Raw genomic sequence first — 16,889 nt, forward strand, 5'->3', positions numbered from 1 at the left:
CACGCCCAGTGCCAGGTCGCGTGCTCGGCGCTGGTCGGTGGGGCCTGTCAGAATGTGCGAATGTCTCGCCCTGCCGACGCCCTGGATGCCAGCTTTCCGGTTGCCGCCTCGATCGCGCTGGACCTGATCCGACGCCCCGAGGTGTCCGAGCGGTGGTCCAGCCCGAGCGCGTTGCCGCACCTGTCCGTGGGTGGCCTGGCGTGTCACCTCGGGCGGCAGGCGATACGCGCGGCGGAGCTGCTGCCGGTGCCGACCGACCTGCCCACCCTGGAGTCCGCCGACGGTCACTACGAGCGGGCGGCGTGGGTCTCCGAGGGCTCCCCGGACAAGGACACGGTCGCCTCCGGCCCCGATGAGGCCGACGCCGAACGTGGGCCGGCCGACCTGCACGCCCGTTCCGCCCAGGCGCTGACGGAGGTGGGCGACCTGCTCTCCCGGGGTGCCGCCCGCGAGGTCGTGCCGATCCCGTGGCAGGGCTGGTCGCTGCGGCGCGGCGACTTCCTGCTCACCCGCCAGTTGGAGATCGTGGTCCACTCCGACGACCTGGCGGTGAGCATCGGCGTACCCACGCCGGAGTTCCCGGCGGACGTGTTCGACCCCGTGCGCGACCTGCTGGTCCGCCTGGCCGTCCGCCGCCGAGGCCAGTCCGCGCTGATCAGCGCACTCAGCCGCACCGAGCGGGCCCAGGACATCTCCGCCTTCTGACCGCCCGGCCCGTCACCGATCACCAGCCACCCAGGTCCGCCCGGCAATCGGGGCCTGCCCCCGGCGCCACGGCGCGTGATCGACTCGGCTTCCTGAAAATCGGGGCATCTCAGCACGAGGGACACCGCGCCTTGCAGGAACCCGAGTCGATCATGCCGGGACGGGGCAGCGCAGCGCGGAAAAGCGGCAGGCCGCCGGCCCGGTGGGGGTCGACGGCCTGCTGGTGAAGCGAGGAACGGGTCAGCGCTCGTTGAAGGGGACGTAGTCCCGCTCGGCGGAGCCGACGTAGACCTGCCGCGGACGGCCGATCTTGGTCTCCGGGTCGCTGATCATCTCGCGCCACTGGGCGATCCAGCCGGGGAGCCGGCCGAGCGCGAAGAGCACCGTGAACATCTTGGTCGGGAAACCCATGGCCTTGTAGATCAGGCCGGTGTAGAAGTCCACGTTCGGGTAGAGCCGACGGGAGACGAAGAAGTCGTCGGCGAGGGCGATCTCCTCCAGCTCCATGGCGATGTCCAGCAGCGGGTCGGGCTTGGCCATCCGGCCCAGCACGTCCTGCGCGGCCTTCTTGACGATCGCCGCCCGCGGGTCGTAGTTCTTGTAGACCCGGTGGCCGAAGCCCATCAGCTTGACGCCGTCCTGCTTGTCCTTGACCTTGCGGACGAAGGACCGGACGTCGCCGTCGCCGGCGTGGATCTGCTGGAGCATCTCCAGCACCGCCTGGTTGGCGCCGCCGTGCAGGGGGCCGAAGAGCGCGTTCACGCCGGCCGAGACCGAGGCGAACAGGTTGGCGTTGCTGGAGCCGACCAGGCGGACGGTCGACGTGGAGCAGTTCTGCTCGTGGTCGGCGTGCAGGACGAAGAGCATGTCCAGCACCTTCGACATCACCGGGTCGACCTCGTACGGCTCCGCCGGCACGCCGAACGTCATCCGCAGCAGGTTGTCCACGTACCCCAGGGAGTTGTCCGGGTACAGCAGCGGCTGACCGATGGACTTCTTGTACGCGTACGACGCGATGGTGGGGACCTTCGCAATCAGCCGGACCGTGGAGATCTCCACGTGCTCGGAGTCGAACGGGTCCAGGCTGTCCTGGTAGAAGGTGGACAGGGCGCTCACCGCAGACGAGAGCACCGCCATCGGGTGGGCGTCCCGGGGGAAGCCGTCGAAGAAGCGACGCATCTCCTCGTGCAGCAGCGAGTGCCGCCGAATCCACTCGGTGAACTCGGTCAGCTGCTGCTCGGTCGGCAGCTCACCGTAGATGAGCAGGTAGGAGACCTCCAGGAAGGAGGACTTCTCGGCCAGCTGCTCGATCGGGTACCCCCGGTAACGCAGGATGCCCGCGTCGCCGTCGATGTAGGTGATCGCGGATGAGGCAGCGGCGGTGTTGACGAAACCGGGGTCGTACGTGGTCATCCCGGTTTCCTTCAGCAGCTTGCTCACCCCGACACCGGCGGGGCCCTCGACCGCAGGATGTACCGGCATCGACAGCTGCCCACCGGGGTGATCGAGCTTGACTTCCGTCATGTGGTTCCTCGCTTCGCCGGCAGATCTACGTTGAATTGCCTTCGCTTCTAACGTAATTGCGGCTCGGGGGACAACGCCCGCCGTGGTTCGGCGGTGAGGTATGCGTCACCCGATTCCCGACCGGGCGGCCGGGAAACCCGGTATCCCGCCAGACGGGACCGGACCGGTCCGAACCCGGAAGCACGGGCCGGACCAACCCCGGACCGGACCGGGAAGCCAGGTCAGGAGAGGGTGAGGCGTCGCAGCGTACCGTCCGTCGCGATCTGGAAGACGTCGAGCTGGTTGGTGCCGGCGTGGAACAGCTTGTCGTCGGCGAGCAGCGCGGCGAACCGGCGTCCGCCGGGGTCGGCCGGCACCACCGGGACGACGGCCCCGATGCGGCCGTTGACGGCGACGGCGAGGAGGGTGCCGTCCGGGATCCGGTCCGGGACGTCGCCCCAGACCAGCGCCGGGAGGGTGCCGGTGTCCGGGTCGGTGGCGGTGAACGCCGCCAGGTCGGCGACCCGGGCGCTGCCGGCGGCGGGGCCGGCGCGTACCTCGGTGCCGACCAGGGGGTGGGGTGTCGGCAGGGGCGGTGGGGCGGGCACGCCACCGGGGAAGGTGACCGGTTCGCCTGGGCGGTCGTAGAAGTGCTTCGTAGCGTCGGTGCGGGGGGCCTGCCGGGCGGAGCGCCCGTCGACAGTCCAGGGCAGCCGGATGCCGGCCTCGTCGGCCACTGTCGGCAGCAGGTCGACGTGTTCCCAGTTGCGGTCGTCCACCCGGCCGGTCTGTTGCCGGGGTTCCTTGACGAACGTCGGCACCCAGGCGACCTCGCCGGCGGCGGCCTTGATGGCGTCCATGCCGCGGCCCTGCGCGCCGGGGCGGAAGCTGACCCCGTGGTCGGCGGTCACCACGACGAGGGCCTGGTCGTAGAGGCCGTTGGCGCGCAGCGTCCGCAGGGTCTCGCCGATCAGCCGGTCGGTGTAGCCGAGCTGGGCGAGGTGCCGTGCCCGGGCCAGGTCGACCCAGCCGGCGCCGTCGTTGGGCAGGTCCTCGGGGGCGTCGTAGCGCGCCCCGGACGGCAGGTACGCCCACGGTGAGTGCGGCATCAGCAGGTGCAGGAAGTGCAGAGTTGGCCGGGTGGTCGGCTTCAGCCCGGCCAGGAAGCTGGTGAACCGGGCCGGTTGGTTGTCGTCCAGGCTGTCCCAGCGGAACTTCGGGTCGGCCGGCACCGGTTCGGCGGCGTCCAGGCCGGCCTCGGCGCGGGTCTGCTCGCGGTAGGAGTCTTCCGGGTCGACAGCGCTCTCCGTGGGCCCGGCGACCCGGCCGAGCAGCGTGCCGGTCTCCCGGACCAGCACCCCGAGCCCCTGCTCCGGAGCTACCGGCTGCTCGCAGCGGCTGGGTGGGCAGAGCCGGGTGATGCTCTCCTCGGCGCGGATGTCGTACAGGCCGCCGAAGGCGGTGAAGATGTTGTCGGGGTACTGCGAGTAGTGCGGGGCGACCGGCTTGGCCGGGTAGCGGCCGGTGAGCATCGCCGGCAGCGCGTTGGGCGTCCACCCGCTGACCCCTGTCGAGTTGCGGTACCAGGTGGAGCCGCCGGCCAGCTCGGCGAAGTGCGGGTACCGCCCGGCGTCGATCTTCCCGTCCGCGCCGAGCAGGCTGACCAGTGGCAGCTCGTCGAGGATCAGCATGACCACCGGCGGGTGCACGGCCGAGCCCTGCGCGGTGCCGGCCGCGCCGCCGTCGCCGCGCGGCAGGACCACCGCCGAGGTCGGCGAGGCGAGCAGGAAGAGCGCCACGAAGGCCACCGGGCCGGCGGCGGCCAGTCGCAGCACCCGGCCCGGCGCCCGCCACCGCCGGTGGGCGGCCGCGCCGGCGGCTCCGACCAGCACGGCCACCAGCAGCAGGGGTACGCCCCGAAGTGGCGTGACGTGTCGGCCCACCTGCACGGCGAGGGCGGCGACCAGCAGCCCGACCAGCCCGGTGTGGGTGACGGCGCGGGCGGTCCGGCCGGCCAGTCGGCTGAGCGCGCCGAGCAGCGCCACCGCGGCCGTGGGGAGGACCGTCACCAGGACGAGCAGCAGCAGGATCTGGGCCGGGTCGGCGCGGTGGAAGAGGAAGAAGTCGGGGCTGCGGCCGAGCACGTCCAGCAGCGGTTGGGTGACCACGAGACCGACCAGCGCGACGATCTCCAGCAGCCGGCCCAGTTCGGCGCGCCAGCCCCGGTGCCACCGCACGGCCGCCGGCGGCGGGTCGTCCGCTGTCGACGGGGCGGCGGCGACCGGTTCAGCCACCGATCACCGTTCGGTAGAGCGTGCGGGTGCCCGAGGGCAGTTCCAGCCGGTCGGTGATCCGTCCCCGGGCGGCGAGCAGCGCCTCGAAGGTGTCGCGTCGGTAGTCCGGGAAGAGACCGGCGGGTTTGTTGGCCAGCAGCCGTGTTGCCATCGGGTCCTCCGGGTGGACGAACTCCACCACCACCGCGCCGCCCGGCGCGGTCAGCCCGGCCAGCCAGTCGATGACCTCCGGCAGCGGCACGTTGCGCCCGATCGCCAGGTGGTGCACCACGGCCAGGGCGAGCACGACGTCGGCGGACGCCCGCTCGGCGAAGCCGGCCCGCTCGACGCCCCGCCAGCCGCCGCCGGGCGAGGGGTCGGCCAGATCCAGCACCAGCGGCAGGATGCGGCGCTGCCCCTCGGAGCGCAGCTGTCGGTACAGCTCGTCGACGACAGTGGGGTCCTGCTCGACAGCGACCACGTAGTCGGCGTGCCCGGCCGCCAGCCGGGAGTACCGGCCGTCGTTGGCGCCGAGGTCGAGCACCAGCCGGGGGCGGGTGCCCGCGGCGACCGCGACGGCCACGAACTGCTCCTTCGCCACCCGGTCGCGGGCCGAGTAGCCGCAGGTGCGTTGGTAGTCCGACCAGTGGCTATCGGGCGGGCGGCGGTCCAGCTTGCGGACGAGTTTCTCGATGCCGCGGACGGTCGCGAGCAGCAGTTCCCGGGAGAAGCCGGCGGCCCGCAGTTGGTCGCGTACCTCGGTGGTGCTGGCGGCGGCGTTGCGGTGCTGCATGGCCCCGTGCAGGTGCAGGTGGGTCAGCACGCCGGGGCGCAGCCGGCGGGTCCCGTTGAACAGCGGCCGTAACTCGTCGGCCTCGATGCCGTCGACCCGGGCGCGCAGCCACGGTTGGAAGTCGACGCCCAGGTGGGCGGTGAGCAGCAGCGGGTAGAGCACTGTCTGGCAGAACTGGCGGTAGCCGGCCCACGGTTCGCCGTCGCGGACCGGTTCGAAGGAGCCGATGTCGATGAAGACGGGTTCGGCGCCTCGCCACTGGAGGTTGTAGGCCGAGCCGTCCTTGGTGGTGAAACCCTCGCCGAGCGCGGCGGTCAGGATCTCCAGGTGCAGCAGGGCGGCGTCGCGCAGCATGCTGAACGACCACTCGTACGGGTGGGAGACGAACGGGATGCGCTCGTGGCGCAGCACAGCCGCCCACGGTGTTCCGCCAGCGGCCTGCACCAGGGTGGGCGGGGCGTCCTCGGTGGCGCAGACCTTGCGCGCGGCGACGAGCGCCGGGAAGAACGTGCTGCCGGTCAGTGCCCGCCAGTGCTCGGCGGCCTGGGGGTCCAGCCCGCGCAGCACCTCGTCGCCGACGTGGAAGACCCGGTTGGCGGGGTCGCGGAAGGAGGCCGGCTCGGGCCGTACCTCGGTCGGTGAGATCGCCATCGTCGGGGCTGGCCCGCTCAGCGCTGGTCGGTGGGTTGCCGGCGGAACCGGTCGACCAGCCGTCGCCAGTAGAGTTTCGCGGCGACCGCGGCGCCCGCCACCCCACCGACGACCGCCTGCACGATCAGGCTGCCGGACCCCGCGTCCAGGTAGGCCAGATGTTCCACCGATCGCTCCTTGCCCTCGCCGCCTCGACACCGGCGTCCAGGGCGTACACCGATGAGGCTTTTGACCCAGAAAGCCGGACTTGTCCCTCACCGTACGCCGCTCGTCGTCGCCGTCGCGGGCACATCGGCGGACTCCCAGCCGCACCACAGAATGCGGCCGGGACGGCCGACCGCGCCGGTACGCTGCGGACGTGCCCTGGATGATCGTGGACGCGCCGCTGGACTCCTCCGGACGCGGGCGCGGCGAGGAGCGGGCCCCGGCCGCGCTGCGCCGCGCCGGCCTGCGCGAGGCCCTGGCCGCCGACGACGACGGGCAGATCGACGAGGCACGGTTGCGCGACCCGCACCGCGACCCGGTCAGCGGGGTGATCGGCGCGGCAGGCCTGGTCCGGGCCGGCGGCGCCATCGCCGCGCGGATCGGCGCGCTGATCGCGGACGGCCACCGACCACTGGTGCTCGGCGGCGACTGCGCGATCCTGCCCGGCATCTGCCGGGCCCTACCCCCGGCGACCGACCTGTGGTTCGTCGATGCCCACCCGGACTTCCTCGACGGCACGACCTCGCCGAGCGGTGAGGCCGCCGACATGGACCTCTCGGTGGTCACCGGTTACGGCCCGGTCGCCGTCGGCCCCGGCGGCGCGCTGATCGAGCCCGGCCGCGTCCACCTGCTCGGGCACCGCCCCGCCACCGACGAGAGCAGCCGGGTCGAGGCGGCCCGGATCGACCCGGCGATCCACCAGATCAACGCCGCCGAGCTGCTGCACCGGGGCGCGGCGACGGTCGGCGCGAGCCTGGCCGCCGACAGCGACGGACCGGCCTGGCTGCACCTCGACCTGGACGTGGTGGACCCGCGCGACCTGCCCGCGGTGACCTACCCCGAACCGGACGGCCCGCGCTGGGCGGATCTGATCGCACTGGTCACGCCGTTGGCCCGCGCCGACCGGCTGCTCGGGATGAGCGTGACCGACCTAAACACCGATGAGGACCCCGACGGGCGGCACACCCGACGCGTCGTCGAGGTCCTCACCGAGATGCTGGTCGACTGACCGGGCCGGTGACTCAGGTACGGCGGTGGTGCATGCCGAGGCGCAGCAGCACGAAGCGCAGCACGGTGGCGGCCAGGTTCGCGGCCACCAGCACGGCCAGTTCGACCGGCCGGGCCGGTACGGCAGAGACGAGGTGCAGCACCGCCAGCGCGCCGCTTGTCAACGCCAGACCGAGCGCGAAGGCCAGCAACCCCTGCGCGTGATGCCGGGCTGCGTGCCGGCGTCCGCTGATGCCGAACGTCAGCCGCCGGTTCGCTGCCGAGTTCGCCACCGCGGTCAGCAACAGCGCCAGCAGGTTCGCCGGTTGCGCGCCGAGCACGCTCCGGGTAGCCAGGAACAGCAGCAGGTACGCGAGCGTGCTCGCCGCCCCGACCGCCGCGAACCGGACCAACTGCCGGGGCAGCCCGACCGGCACCTGTCCCGGCAGCGCCGTTCCTGGCCGGGCAGACGGCCCGGTCGGCGGCGTCCCACCCGGCCCGGCCAGCGGCTGGGCATGTGGCGCGGTCAGCGGTGCCCGGCCGAGCTGCGCGCGCAGGTCGGCCAGAGGCAGCGTCCCGGTCAGCAGCGCCCGGCCCAGCCGACCCACGCCGCGCAGGTCGGCCAGGGCGGTGGCGACGATGTCCACGCGGCTGTCCGGGTCGTCGACCCAGTCCACCGGCACCTCGTGGATGCGCAGCCCCGCCCGCTGGGCCAGCACCAGCAGCTCCGTGTCGAAGAACCAGCCGGTGTCGCGCACCACCGGCAGCAGTTCCGTTGCCACGTCGGCCCGGATCGCCTTGAACCCGCACTGCGCGTCGGAGAACCGCGCCGCCAACGCACCGCGCAGCAGCAGGTTGTAGGCCCGGGAGATCACCTCCCGTTTGGTGCCACGCACCACCCGGGAGGTACGCGCCAGCCGGGTGCCGATCGCCAGGTCGGAGTGGCCGGAGATGAGCGGCGCGACAAGTGGCAACAGCGCCGCCAGGTCGGTCGAGAGGTCCACGTCCATGTACGCCAGCACCGGTGCCGAGGACGCCGACCAGGCGGCTGACAGCGCCCGCCCCCGCCCCTTGGCGTCCAGGTGCAGCACCTCGACGCCGGGCAGTTCACCGGCCAGGCCGTCGGCCACCTTCAGGGTGTCGTCGACGCTGGCGTTGTCGGCGACAGTGATCTGGAACGGGTACGGAAAGTGCGCGCTCAGGTGGGCGTGCAGTCGTCGTACGCACGGCCCGAGGTCGACCTCCTCGTTGTGGACCGGGATGACCACGTCCAGCACGGCGGTGGTGGGTCGGGCCTGGATGGCGGGCCGTGGTCCGCCGAGCATCGTCATGACGCCCCCGCAGCGGCGCTGAGGTCGTAGAGGGTGACCCCGTCGACGGTCTGCGCCGTGAACGTCTCCGCGACCCAGGCGGCGATCTCCTGGGAGGCCGCGCTGCCGCCGTTGGCCCGGAAGCCACCGCCACCGACGAAGTAGTGGATCTTCCCGTCGGCCACGTAGCGCTGAAACTGCGCCAGCGTCGGTGACGGGTCACTGCCGTTGAACCCGCCGATCGCCATCACCGGTTCACCGGTGGCGAGCTGGTAACCGGACGCGTTGTTCGAGCCGATGGTCGCGGCCACCCACGTGTAGTCCGTGCTGTCGCGCTCCAGCAGCTCGCGCAGTGCGGCGCTCGGCTCACGGGCGTCGAGCAGCCCGCCCATGCCCCCACCGGCCGAGCGCCCCTGCCCGCCGGTGGCGCCGGGGCCCTGGCCACCCGGCAAACCGGGTACGCCGCCACGACCACCGCCCGGGAAGCCGGGCCCCTGACCGCCGTTGCGGCCGCCGTTCTGCCCACCACCGTTTTGACCGCCGCCGTTCTGGCCGCCACCGTTCTGGCCGCCGCCGGGGAACTGACCGCCGCCCGGGAAGCCGCCCGGGAACTGGCCGCCGCCGGGGAGTTGGCCGCCGGCCGGCAGTTCCATGCCGCCGGGCGGTCGCCCGCCGGGGAAGCCGCCCCGGCCGAATCCGCCCGCCACGGACGGGCCGGCGCTCGGGATCGACCCGGTGTGGGGGGTCGCGGCGGTCTGCACCGCGTACGCCACCGGGCCGGCGAGGGCCGCCGCCGCGCCCAGGCCCAGCACCACCGGCACCAGGCGGCGGGGCGAGCGGCCGACGAGCAGGAGCAGCAACGCACCGACCAGACCGGCGACGAGCACGGTCGTCCGCAGCCACGGGTACCAGTCGGGGCTGCGCCCGAGCAGCACCCACGCCCACCAGACGGTGACCGCGAGCGTGCCGGCGAGCGTCGCGGTGGCGGCCAGCGGACTCCACCGCTGCCAGCGCGTGCCGCCAGCGTCGCCGGGTGCGGGCTGCAGTCGGCGGTGCCGCCAGAGCAGCGTCACACCGATGCCGACGAGCGCGCCGATCGCCGGTGCGAGCGCCACCGTGTAGTAGGCGTGGAAGATCCCGGACATGAAGCTGAAGATCAGGCCGGTGACCAGCAGCCAGCCGCCCCAGAGCAGCAGCCCGGCCCGGGTGCGGTCGGTGCGGGCCGCCCGACCGGCCAGCAGCAGACCGGCGACCAGCAGGATCAGCGCGGCCGGCAACAGCCAGGAGACCTGACCGCCGATCTCGCCGCCGAACATGCGCAGCACGCCGTTCTGCCCGGAGAACGGGCCACCCCCGCCCGGGCGGGGGCCACCACCGCCGACGCTGCCGACCTCCTCGCCGGTGATCCGGCCGAGGCCGTTGTAGCCGAGGGTCAGCTCCAGGATGCTGTTGCCCTGCGAGCCGCCGATGTACGGGCGGGCGCTCGCCGGCACCAACTCGACGAGCGCCACCCACCAGCCGGCGGCGACCACCACCGCCAGCCCCGCCAGCAGCAGCTGCCGGACCCGCCGCCACAGCCCGGTCGGCGCGGCCAGCAGGTAGACGCCGGCGAAGACCGGCACCACAAGGAATGCCTGCAACATCTTGGTGAGGAAGCCAAAGCCGACGAGCACACCGACGAGCACGATCCACCGGGTGCTCGCCATCTCCAGCGCGCGCACGGTGGCGTACGCCCCGGCGACCAGCAGCAGGACCAGCAGCGCGTCCGGGTTGTTGAACCGGAACATCAGCGTCGCCACCGGGGTGACCGCGAGGACCGCGCCGGCGATCAGACCAGCGGCCGGCCCGTACCAACGCTTCACTGTCGCGTGGAGCACGCCCACCGAGGCGACCCCGCAGAGCGCCTGCGGTACGAGCATCGCCCAGCTGTTCAGCCCGAAGATCCGTACGGACAGGGCCATCAGCCACAGCGACGCGGGTGTCTTGTCGACGGTGATGGAGTTGGCGGCGTCCGACGAGCCGTAGAGGAACGCCTTCCAGCTCACCGAGCCGGCCTGCACGGCCGCCGCGTAGAACGAGTTCGCCCAGCCCGACGCGCCCAGCCCCCACAGGTAGAGCAGGCCGGTGGCGAGCAGCAGGATCACCAGCGCGGGCCGGGCCCAGGCCGGCGAGCGGCGCGTCGGCGGCGAGTGCTCGTCGGGGCGGGCGGCCGTCGGCGGCTCGGGTGCGGCGGGTGCCGTCGGCAGGGTCTCTGTTCTGTCCATGCGGCCAGCCTCGGCGGCCAGGCTGGCGCGACCCCGTGCGCAGACTATGCGTCAGCTGTGGGATTCGGCAGCCGGACGGTGAACACTGTCCGACCTGGACGGCCTTGCACCTCGACCGTGCCGTGGTGGGCCTCCACCACCGCCGCGACGATGGCCAGGCCGAGGCCGGTGCTGCCGTGCGCGCGAGACCGGGAGCTGTCGCCCCGGGCGAACCGCTCGAACATCTCCGGTTGCAGCTCCACCGGCACACCCGGCCCGTCGTCGGCGACGGTGAGCACGGCACTGGCGGCGTCGACGGCAAGGGCGGTGGTGACAGTGCTGCCGGGCGGGGTGTGCACGCGGGCGTTGGTGAGCAGGTTCGCCACCACCTGGTGCAGCCGGGCGGCGTCGCCGGGCACCCGGATCGCCACCTCGGGCAGTTCGAGCTGCCAGCGGTGTTCGGGGCCGGCGACGTGCGCGTCGCTTACCGCGTCCACCAGCAGGGCGGTCAGGTCCACCGGTTCGACAGCGAGTGGCCGGCCGGTGTCGAGGCGGGCCAGCAGCAGCAGATCGTCGACGAGGCTGGTCATCCGGGTGCTCTCCGACTCCACCCGGCGCAGCGCGTGCGCCACGTCGGGGGGAACCTCGTCGCGGCCACGGCGGGCCACCTCGGCGTAGCCGCGGATCGCCGCGAGAGGCGTCCGCAGTTCGTGGCTGGCGTCGGCGACGAACTGGCGTACCCGGGTCTCGCTGGCCTGCCGGGCGGAGAGCGCGTCGGCGACGTGGCCCAGCATCCGGTTCAGCGCCGCGCCGACCTGGCCGACCTCGGTGCGCGGGTCGGTGTCGGCGGCCGGGACCCGGACGGCGAGCGCCACCTCTCCCCGGTCCAGGGGCAGCTCGGTGACGCGGGTGGCGGTGGCGGCCACCCGGTGGAGCGGTCGCAGGGTCGCCCGCACGATCAGCGCGCCCGCCACACCGGCGAGCAGCAGCCCGACCGCGGCCACCCCGGCCTGTGCGGCGACCAGCGCCCAGACGGTCTCCTGGACGCCGGAGAGGGGGACCGCGACGACACGTACCCGGCCGTCCCAGTACTGGCGGGCCACGGCCCGGTAGTCGCCGCGGTCGCCGAGGTCGACGGTGCGTGGTCTGGCGTCGACCGGTAGGTCCGCCAGCGCGGCGACCTCCCCCACCGGGACGGGCTGCGGGTCGGGGAACACGTTGGAGACGCTGTTGGTCAGGGTCCGGGCGCCGGTCACGCGGCCGTCGCTGATCTCGGCTACCACCACGCCGGACGGCAGCCCGGGTGGGATGCCCGGTCCGTCACCGGGGAAGGCGGGCCGTCCCGGCCGGTCGCCCCGCATGCCCGTCGGCGGGGCCAGCTGGGCGTCGAGCCGGTCGATCAGGAAGTGCCGCAGCGCCACAGTTGTCAGGCCACCGATGGCGACGCTGACCAACGCCAGCAGCGCGAGCAGGGCGAACACCAGTCGGGTACGCAGGGAGCGCCCGGCCAGCCACCCACGGGCGGCGCGCAGTGGGCGGCGCCTACTCGGCGGGTCTGAGGACATAACCCGCACCGCGCAGCGTGTGGATCATCGGTGCCCGACCGGCGTCGATCTTCTTGCGCAGGTACGAGATGTACAGCTCCACCACGTTGGCCTGGCCACCGAAGTCGTAGTTCCACACCCGGTCGAGGATCTGCGCCTTGCTCAGCACCCGGCGCGGGTTGCGCATCAGGAAACGCAGCAGCTCGAACTCGGTCGCGGTGAGAGTGACGAGCTGGCCGGCCCGGCGGACCTCGTGGCTGTCCTCGTCGAGGCTGAGGTCACCCACGGTCAGCACCGCCTCCTCCTGCGCGGCGATCGCCAGCCCGGAGCGGCGCAGCAGCGCACGCAGCCGGGCGATGACCTCCTCCAGGCTGAACGGTTTGGTGACGTAGTCGTCGCCGCCGACGGTCAACCCGGCGATGCGTTCCTCGACCGCGTCGCGGGCGGTCAGGAAGAGCACCGGCACGGTGGGGGCGTGCTCGCGCAGCCGGCGCAGCACCTGGAAGCCGTCCAGGTCGGGCAGCATCACGTCGAGCACCACGGCATCCGGCTGGAACTGTCGGGCGGTGCTCAACGCCGCCATGCCGTTGCCGGCGGTGCGGACCTGCCAGCCCTCGTAGCGCAGGGCCATCGACAGCAGGTCGGTGAGCGTGGGTTCGTCGTCGACCACCAGCACCCGGACGGGTTCCCCGTCGGGGCGACGCAGCTCGATCCGGCTCGGCGCGGCCTGCCCGTTCATGACCATGGGCCCCATGGTGGCCGCCACGCCTGTGCCGCGCCCCTGCGGAAGCTGTGCGCGGGCTGTGCGGGTGGGCCGACGCGACGCCGGCGACACCATCGGTCAGCCCCGCCTCGTGGTCACTCGGACACGCCGTACGCGTCGGTGCGCACGAACCGCATGCTCCAGCCGCCGGCCTCGTCGGGCCGGTCGCGTTCGTAGAGGTGGTCGGGGCCGGGCTGCACCGACCCTGTGCCGTCCGGGTGTCGCATGATCCAGCGCTGGGGTGGGACGCCGTCCGACCCGGCCGGCAGCAGCCGGACCAGGCCGTCCGCGGGCCCGCCGACGAAGCGTACGGTGACCTCGCTCATCGCGGCGCCCCCTCGGGTGACCGTGCCGGCACAATCGGTGACACCGGCTCTGGCTCGCAAGCTACCGCACCCACCGCTCCGGCGCAGCGAGGTGCGCGGGGCCCATGTGCCCCGAACCAAGCTCGGTTTGCCCAGTTCGGAGCGCGGGTACCGCGATCGGAGCAACCCGGCCGTCGGCGGGGCGAGGACGAGGAGCGGTCGATGCGGATGCTGGACGAGCGGTACCGGCTCGAACAGCGCATCGGTGTGGGCGGGATGTCCGAGGTGTGGCGGGCCTACGACCAGGTGCTGGACCGGCCGGTCGCGGTGAAGCTCATCGCCCCCGGCCGCGACGATCGGGACGGCCCGGTGGACCGGATCCGGGCGGAGGCCCGGTCGGCGGCCCGGCTGGAACACCCCAACGTGGCCAGCGTGCACGACTTCGGCACCTCCACGACGTGGCCGGGCCGGCCGGTGCCCTACATCGTCATGGAGCTGGCCGAGGGTGAGACGCTCGCCGTGCACCTGCGCGCCGGGCCGCTGGACTGGCAGATCGCGGTGCGGGTCTGCGCGGAGGTCGCCGCCGCGCTGGCCGCCGCGCACGCCGAGGGCATCGTGCACCGTGACGTCAAGCCCGCCAACGTCATCCTCACCCCGGCCGGGGTGAAGGTGCTCGACTTCGGCATCGCCATCGCCGCCGGAGAACCCGACCCGATGCCGACCGGCATGGTGCTCGGCACTCCGGCGTACCTGGCACCCGAACAGCTGGACGAGGCACCCGCCACCCCCGCCGCCGACATGTACGCCCTCGGCGTGCTGCTCTACTACAGCCTGACGGCCCGGCTGCCCTACCGCGCGGCGACCTCCAGCGAGTTGCTCCTCGCACGCCGCTGTCAGCCACCGGAGCCGCTGCCCGACATCGCCGGGCTCCCACCGGAGGTCGCCGAGCTGTGCCACTCCTGCCTCGCCGAGGACCCCGAGCAGCGTCCGACCAGCCTGGTCGCCGCGCTACTGCTGGCCGAGGCCGTGGACGCCCGGGTGTACGTGCCGATGACGATCCCGACGACCCGCCGGCCCGCCCCGACGTCGCCGTGGACCGAACGAGCCGCCGCGGAGGCCACCGAGGCGGTCGTGCTGGTAAACGAGCCGAACCAGCCTGCCGGGCGCTGACAGCGCGACCCCGTGGCGATTGACGGCGCGACCCCGTGGCGTTTCGCCGGGCGGCGAAGGGGTAGCCGGCCTGGTGAGCGACGGGAGAAACGCGATGCCGGATCAGAGTTCCTGGCTGCGTGAGGCCACAGCGACCGCCGAGGGCGGTCACGTACGCACCGACGATGGCGGGCTCTCCACCGCGCTGGCCTCACCGCTGGCGCCGCACTGCACCGGGCTGACCCCGGAACAGTTGCTGGCCGCGGCCTTCGCCTCCTGCCTGCATCACGCGGCGGTGGAGGTGGCCGGGGAGATCACCGACGAGGCGCACACCGTGCAGGTCCGGGCGGAGGCGAAGCTGGGGCGGGACAACGACGGCCGGTACCGGGCCGACGTCCACGCGGAAATCTCCTCAGCCGGGCTGAGCCGGGATCAACTGGCCGACCTGGTCGAGTACGCCGACAGGCTCTGGCCGTTCTCCAGCAGCGACGCCAGTCGCCACCGCCTGACCGTCACCCCAGCCGAAAACGGCCGCCACTGACCCAGGCCCCACCGCGCCGATCTTGCGCACGCCCGCCCCACCGCGCCGATCTTGCACTTTCAGTCGCCGAAATGCGGGGGGATGCCCCCTTTGCCGCGACAGTAAGTGCAAGATCGGCGAGCAGGGTGGGGATCCTGGGGCGGGGCGGGGCGGGGCGGGGCGGGGCGGACGGAGCGCGCGGGTCGGTGGGGGCCGGTTGGTGGAGGTGCGCCTCGACTGTTCGGTTGACCCCTGGCGGTGGCTGGAGATGCAGCATGCGGAGGGGCGAGGCGAGCGGATTGGCCCGGCAAGTCGGGAATAACCGTCTGGCGTGAGTCGCGAGGTTGGTTAACCCTGCTCCCGCTTTGCCCATTGAAGTCGCCATGATCAGGGCAAATTGTGGCGCATGCCACCGTACGGGCTGGTGGCATCGGGCATTCAGCTCTTTAGCCTCGTCAGGTGCACCCCGACGACCCCTCCGCCCAGAAGCTGACCGACGCGCGCCCGACCACCCCTTCGGACGACGCCGCCTCAACCGAACGGACGATCGGCCGTCACCGCGCTGCCGAAGCGCCGCGGTGGGCCCTGCTGGGCTCGACCCCGGTGCGGGTGGCGCTGGCCACCGGCGTCACCTGCTGCCTCAGCCTCGTCGCGGTCGCCACCGCCCGAGGCAACGACGACGCCCCCCGTACCGTCGAGCCGCTCGCCGAGGCGGTGGCCGACCGCGCCGCCATCGCCGACGAACGCGCCTCCCGGTCGCTGGACCGCGACGCCGCCCCCGCCCGGATCCTGCCGCCCAGCCCGACGGCGAAGCCCACACCCACCCCCACCGCCGTCCGCAAGGCGCCCAAGAAGCCGGTCAAACCCCGCCGCCCCCGGCCGGTCGCCGGCCTCGACCAGGCGCAGATGGACAACGCGAAGATCATCGTGGACGTCGGCCTGGAGATGAAGATGCCGCGCCGCGCCCTGGTGGTGGCACTGTCCACCGCCATGCAGGAGAGCAACCTCTACAACCTGGCCAGCGACGTCCTGCCGGAGTCGGCGGAGTACCCGAACCAGGGCAGCGGCTCCGACCACGACTCGGTCGGGCTGTTCCAGCAGCGGCCCAGCAGCGGTTGGGGCACGGTGGCCCAGCTGATGCGCCCGTCGTACGCCGCGCGGGCCTTCTACAGCGCGCTCAACGAGATACCCGGCTGGCAGGACATGAGCGTCACGGCGGCCGCCCAGTCCGTGCAGATCTCCGCCTACCCGGACGCGTACGCCCAGCACGAGGATCGGGCGACCACCGTCGCGGCGGCGCTCACGGCCTGAGCCGGGCTCCCACGCCCGCGCGTCTCAGCGACGGCCCGGCGGAGGCTGCGCACCCTCCTCCACGCCGCCGACTCCGACCCGGCTGCCCGGCACCCCGGCGGCTGCGGTGGGGGTGTCAGCGGGCACCTGCTCGACGGTCACCTGGCTGAGGATCTCGTCCACCCGAACCTCGCGCCGTCGGCGAGCGTCCAGCGCCGCCTCGAAGTCGCGTCGGGCCTGCACGGCCTCCGCGTACGCCCGTTCCCGCACCCGCCGTGCCTCGTCCAGCTCGGCGCGGGCCTGGGCCAGCAACTCGGCTGCCTCGCGCCGCCCCGCGTCACCGGCGGGCCGGGTGGCAGCGGCGTCGCACAGGTCGAGTCGTCGCAGGAGGCCGCCGAGCGCGGCTGCCTCCTGCCGAATCTCGTCCCACTCCCCGGCCGCCCCGGCTGCGCCCTCGGCCCGCGCCGCGAGCCGGGACAACCGAACCCCCAACTCGTCCAGGCAGTAATCCACCTGTCGCTGGTCGTAACCGGTCTCAACGACGGAGAATCTCATACTGTCGCCCCCAGGCAGCTGCTGTTACTTCCCCACCTGGATCCTCGGCCGCGACCGCTCGCGCCGAGGGGGTTCGGGGAAAATGTTCAGCATG

The 16,889-nt window shown here is 73.1% G+C and carries 15 protein-coding genes; 5 read left to right on the forward strand and 10 right to left on the reverse strand.

Annotated elements, in window-relative coordinates:
* Nucleotides 1-60: 60 nt before the first annotated feature.
* Nucleotides 61-705, forward strand: coding sequence for a maleylpyruvate isomerase N-terminal domain-containing protein (locus ACIBEF_RS24660; RefSeq protein ID WP_396795510.1), 645 nt, complete (start codon nucleotides 61-63; stop codon nucleotides 703-705).
* A 240-nt stretch (nucleotides 706-945) separates the two neighbouring features.
* Here ACIBEF_RS24660 and ACIBEF_RS24665 read toward each other — a convergent pair whose 3' ends face one another.
* The 4 genes from ACIBEF_RS24665 to ACIBEF_RS24680 all read right to left on the reverse strand — a co-directional run bounded on the left by ACIBEF_RS24665 (nucleotide 946) and on the right by ACIBEF_RS24680 (nucleotide 6,092).
* Nucleotides 946-2,229, reverse strand: coding sequence for a citrate synthase (locus tag ACIBEF_RS24665; RefSeq protein WP_396795511.1), 1,284 nt, complete (start codon nucleotides 2,227-2,229; stop codon nucleotides 946-948).
* A gap of 221 nt (nucleotides 2,230-2,450) precedes the next feature.
* Complete coding sequence (locus ACIBEF_RS24670; protein WP_396795546.1) at nucleotides 2,451-4,445, reverse strand: sulfatase-like hydrolase/transferase; 1,995 nt, start codon at nucleotides 4,443-4,445, stop codon at nucleotides 2,451-2,453.
* A gap of 49 nt (nucleotides 4,446-4,494) precedes the next feature.
* Entirely contained in the window at nucleotides 4,495-5,925 is a 1,431-nt protein-coding gene (locus ACIBEF_RS24675) for a class I SAM-dependent methyltransferase (RefSeq protein ID WP_396795512.1), read from the reverse strand.
* 17 nt (nucleotides 5,926-5,942) lie between these two features.
* Complete coding sequence (locus tag ACIBEF_RS24680) at nucleotides 5,943-6,092, reverse strand: hypothetical protein (protein ID WP_165947858.1); 150 nt, start codon at nucleotides 6,090-6,092, stop codon at nucleotides 5,943-5,945.
* A 200-nt stretch (nucleotides 6,093-6,292) separates the two neighbouring features.
* Here ACIBEF_RS24680 and ACIBEF_RS24685 point away from each other — a divergent pair, with 200 nt between their 5' ends.
* Nucleotides 6,293-7,138, forward strand: a complete 846-nt coding sequence (locus ACIBEF_RS24685; RefSeq protein ID WP_396795547.1) for an arginase family protein — start codon at nucleotides 6,293-6,295, stop codon at nucleotides 7,136-7,138.
* Nucleotides 7,139-7,151: 13 nt separating this feature from the next.
* On the opposite strand, the gene ACIBEF_RS24690 is transcribed toward ACIBEF_RS24685, so the two are convergent.
* From ACIBEF_RS24690 to ACIBEF_RS24710, 5 genes are all read right to left on the reverse strand, one after another.
* Nucleotides 7,152-8,441, reverse strand: a complete 1,290-nt coding sequence (locus tag ACIBEF_RS24690) for a glycosyltransferase (RefSeq protein ID WP_396795548.1) — start codon at nucleotides 8,439-8,441, stop codon at nucleotides 7,152-7,154.
* A 2-nt stretch (nucleotides 8,442-8,443) separates the two neighbouring features.
* Nucleotides 8,444-10,690: an ArnT family glycosyltransferase gene (locus tag ACIBEF_RS24695; RefSeq protein ID WP_396795513.1), complete on the reverse strand. Its 2,247-nt coding sequence runs from the start codon at nucleotides 10,688-10,690 to the stop codon at nucleotides 8,444-8,446.
* 44 nt (nucleotides 10,691-10,734) lie between these two features.
* Nucleotides 10,735-12,180 carry a sensor histidine kinase gene (locus tag ACIBEF_RS24700; RefSeq protein WP_396795549.1) on the reverse strand — a complete coding sequence of 482 codons (1,446 nt, stop codon included), beginning with the start codon at nucleotides 12,178-12,180 and terminating at the stop codon, nucleotides 10,735-10,737.
* Between the two features lie 31 nt (nucleotides 12,181-12,211).
* Nucleotides 12,212-12,952, reverse strand: a complete 741-nt coding sequence (locus ACIBEF_RS24705) for a response regulator transcription factor (RefSeq protein ID WP_393227172.1) — start codon at nucleotides 12,950-12,952, stop codon at nucleotides 12,212-12,214.
* 119 nt (nucleotides 12,953-13,071) lie between these two features.
* Nucleotides 13,072-13,302, reverse strand: a complete 231-nt coding sequence (locus tag ACIBEF_RS24710; protein WP_396795514.1) for a hypothetical protein — start codon at nucleotides 13,300-13,302, stop codon at nucleotides 13,072-13,074.
* A 201-nt stretch (nucleotides 13,303-13,503) separates the two neighbouring features.
* Here ACIBEF_RS24710 and ACIBEF_RS24715 point away from each other — a divergent pair, with 201 nt between their 5' ends.
* From ACIBEF_RS24715 to ACIBEF_RS24725, 3 genes are all read left to right on the forward strand, one after another.
* The gene (locus ACIBEF_RS24715; protein WP_396795515.1) at nucleotides 13,504-14,451 is read left to right on the forward strand and encodes a serine/threonine-protein kinase; all 948 of its coding nucleotides are present in this window, start codon (nucleotides 13,504-13,506) and stop codon (nucleotides 14,449-14,451) included.
* A gap of 94 nt (nucleotides 14,452-14,545) precedes the next feature.
* Entirely contained in the window at nucleotides 14,546-14,971 is a 426-nt protein-coding gene (locus ACIBEF_RS24720) for an OsmC family protein (RefSeq protein WP_124819422.1), read from the forward strand.
* Nucleotides 14,972-15,409: 438 nt separating this feature from the next.
* The gene (locus ACIBEF_RS24725; RefSeq protein ID WP_396795516.1) at nucleotides 15,410-16,261 is read left to right on the forward strand and encodes a hypothetical protein; all 852 of its coding nucleotides are present in this window, start codon (nucleotides 15,410-15,412) and stop codon (nucleotides 16,259-16,261) included.
* A 24-nt stretch (nucleotides 16,262-16,285) separates the two neighbouring features.
* Here the strand turns inward: ACIBEF_RS24725 and ACIBEF_RS24730 are convergent, their stop codons facing one another.
* On the reverse strand, nucleotides 16,286-16,795 hold the full coding sequence (locus tag ACIBEF_RS24730) for an ATPase (protein WP_396795518.1): 510 nt from the start codon (nucleotides 16,793-16,795) through the stop codon (nucleotides 16,286-16,288).
* Nucleotides 16,796-16,889: the final 94 nt, after the last annotated feature.

It is taken from the genome of Micromonospora sp. NPDC050795, from assembly GCF_044456785.1.
Classification (GTDB): domain Bacteria; phylum Actinomycetota; class Actinomycetes; order Mycobacteriales; family Micromonosporaceae; genus Micromonospora.